General features: G+C 75.0%; 1 protein-coding gene. It reads right to left on the bottom strand.

The window, feature by feature from the left end; translation table 11 throughout:
• Positions 1–3,398: type I polyketide synthase (locus ACGFIR_RS31560; protein WP_393149032.1), on the bottom strand; the 3,398-nt coding region annotated here is incomplete at both ends.

Raw genomic sequence — 3,398 nt, 5'->3', positions numbered from 1 at the left:
TGGAGGCGCCGTCCTGGTTGACGGCGGTGCCGCGTACGACGGCGAGGATCCGGTGACCGTTGCGGCGGGCGTCGGACAGCCGCTCCACCACGAGCGCACCCACGCCCTCGGACCAACTGGTGCCGTCGGCGGATGCGGCGAACGCCTTGCACCGGCCGTCCGGCGACAGTCCCCGCTGCCGGGAGAACTCGACGTACAGGCCGGGCGTGGCCATGACGGTCACCCCGCCGGTCAGCGCGAGGGAGCACTCGCCGGAGCGCAGCGCCTGCACGGCCAGGTGCAGGGCGACCAGCGACGACGAGCACGCCGTGTCGACGGTGACCGCCGGCCCCTCCAGCCCGAACGTGTACGCCACCCGGCCCGAGGCGACGCTGCCCGCGGTGCCGGTGCCCCAGAATCCCTCGACCCCGTCGGGCACCGCGCTCGACCGGGCGGCGTAGTCGTGCGTCATGAGGCCGGCGAACACGCCGGTGTTCGAGCCGCGCAGATCGTCCGGTCGCAGGCCGGCGCTCTCCAGCGCCTCCGCGCACGTCTCCAGGAACACCCGCTGCTGCGGGTCCATGGCCAGCGCCTCGCGCGGGCTGATGCCGAAGAACTCCGCGTCGAACCCGGCCGCGTCGAGCAGGAAGCCGCCCTGGCTGACGTAGCTGGTGCCAGGGGTGTCCGGGTCGGGATCGAACAGCGTGTCCAACTGCCAGCCGCGGTCGGTCGGGAAGCCGCTGACGCCCTCGCGGCCGTCGACCAGCATCCGCCACAGCTCGTCGGGTGAGGTGACGCCGCCGGGATAGCGGCAGGCCATGCCGACGATCGCGATCGGCTCGTCGGTGGGGCGGGCGGCGACCGACGTCGCGGCGGGCCGTGGCTCCTCCTCCCGCTCGCCCAGCTCGCCGCGCAGGTAGGCGGCGAGCGCCTCCGGGGTGGGGTAGTCGAAGGTCAGGGTCGCGGGCAGGCGCAGGCCCGTCGCGGTGTTGAGCCGGTTGCGCAGCTCGACGGCCATCAGCGAGTCGACACCGAGCTGACGGAACGACTCGGACAGCGGGACCGAGTCCGCGTCCGGGTGGGCGAGCACGGTGGCGACCTGCGTACGCACGATGTCGAACAGGCGCGCGAGCTGCTCCTCCTCGCTGAGCCCGGCCAGCTCGTGGGCCAGTGCGGTGGCGCCCGGCCGGGTCGCGGCCTGCCGCCTGCGCGGGATCCTGGCCAGGCCGTGCAGCGGCGGCGGGGCGTTCGTCGCGGCGCGTACGGCGGCGACGTCGATGGTGACGGGCACCAGGTGCGCCTCGGCCGTGCGGCACGCGGCGTCGAAGAGCGCGAGCCCTTCCTCGACGCTGTGCGGCAGGAGTCCGCCGCGCGCGATCCGGGCCAGGTCGGCCTCGTCGAGCTGGCTGGTCATGGCGCTGTCCTGGGCCCACAGGCCCCAGGACAGCGAGGTGGCCGCTTGGCCCTCGGCCCGCCGTCGTGCGGCCAGGCCGTCGAGGAACGCGTTCGCCGCCGCGTAGTTCGCCTGCCCGGCCGTGCCCACGACGCCCGCGACGGAGGAGAAGAGTACGAACAGCCCGACGTCGCCGGCCAGCTCGTGCAGGTTCAGCGCGGCGTCGACCTTGGGCCGCAGGACGGCGTCGAGACGCTCGGGCGTGAGCGACCCGAGGATGCCGTCGTCGAGTACGCCCGCGGTGTGCACCACGCCCACCAGCGGCCGGGAGAGGCCCGCGAGCAGGGCGGCCAGCGCCTCGCGGTCGGCGGTGTCGCACGCGACCACGTCGACCGTGCTGGCGCCCAGGCCGGTCAACTCCTCGACCAGCGCGGCGACGCCCGGCGCGTCCTGTCCCCGGCGCGAGGCGAGGAGCAGGTGCGCCGCGCCGTGCCGGGTGACCAGGTGGCGGGCGAGCGTGGCGCCGAGCGTTCCGGTGCCACCGGTGATGAGGACGGTCCCCGCCGGGTCGAACAGTTCGCCGTCCGGGGCGGGGGTGGTGTGCCGGGCGAGCCGTGGCACGGTCAGCGCCCCGTCGCGGATGGCGAGCTGTGGTTCCCCGGTGGCGATCGCCGCGGCGAGCACGTGTTCGGAGCTCTCGGTGCCGTCGGTCTCGACGAGCACGAAGCGGTCCGGGTGCTCGGTCTGCGCGGAGCGGACGAGACCCCACGCCGAGGCGCCCGCGAGATCTCCGCTGCGGGTGACCACTGCCAGCCGCCCGGTGCCGGCCGCCGTCTCCTGGACCGCCGCCAGGGTGCGGTGCAGGGACCTCCGTACGGCGTCGGGGGTGTCGCCCGCCTCGACCCGGAACATCTCGACGTCGGCCCTGCCGGCGCCGGTCGGAGCGGTCACCGGCACCCACTCGGTGCGGTACAGCGCCGCGCTGGGGCCGCTGGCGCCGGCCAGTCCGCTGGTGGTGACCGGGCGGACCGTGACCGCGTCCGCGCTCAGCACCGGGTTGCCGTCGTCGTCGGTGGTGCTCACCCGGAGGGTGTTCTCGCCGGCCGGGACCAGGTGGACCCGCAGCGCCGACGCTCCCGGGCGGTGCAGCCGCACCCCGCGCCAGGAGAAGGGGAGCCACGCCTGGCCCGTCGGGTTCCCGCCGCCGTCGACGTGCAGCACCAGCGGGTGCATGGCGGCGTCGAGCAGAGCCGGGTGCACGCCGAACCGCGCGGCTGCCGGTTCCTCCTCCGCGCGCAGGGTGACCCGGGCGAACAGTTCGTCGCCGCGCCGCCACACCTCCTGGACGCCCTGGAAGGCGGGGCCGTAGCAGAAGCCGCGCGCCAACAGCCAGCCGTAGAAGTCGTCGACGTCGACGGTCTGCGCGCCGGGCGGCGGCCACTCGTCGACGACGGGGGCCGGCGTCGGCGCGTCGGCCAGTATGCCGGACGCGTGGCACGTCCACTCCTCGCCCGGCGTGTGCTCGGTCGGTCGGGAGTACACGCCGAACTCGCGTCGGCCCTGCTCGTCGGGCCGGCCCACCCACACCTGGAGGTTGACCCGCTGCTGTTCGGTCAGTGCCAGCGGCGCCTGGAGGGTGAGTTCCTCGACCATCGTGCTGCCGGTGTGCTGGGCGGCGTGGGCGGCGAGTTCGAGGAACGCGGTGCCGGGAAGCAGGACGGTGTCGAGGACGGCGTGGTCGGAGAGCCACGGCTGCTCGCGCAGGGAGAGCCGTCCGGTGAGGACGAGTCGGCCGGTGTCCGTCACGCCCAGCACCGCGCCGAGCAGCGGGTGGCGCGCCGCGGTGAGGCCGGCCGCGCCCACGTCGCCAGCGCCGGCCGGCCGCAGCCAGTACGACCTGCGCTGGAACGGGTAGGTGGGCAGGTCGACGGTCTGGGCGCCGGTGAAGAAGGTGGGCCAGTCGACGGGGATGCCGTTGGTGTGCAGGGCGGCGACGGCGGTGGTGAGGGTGTGGGTTTCTGGTTTG

This window comes from Micromonospora sp. NPDC049051, assembly GCF_043197575.1.
Taxonomy (GTDB): Bacteria; Actinomycetota; Actinomycetes; order Mycobacteriales; family Micromonosporaceae; genus Micromonospora.
Note: the sequence above shows the minus strand (reverse complement) of the source record. Positions and strands in the feature narration are given on the sequence as shown.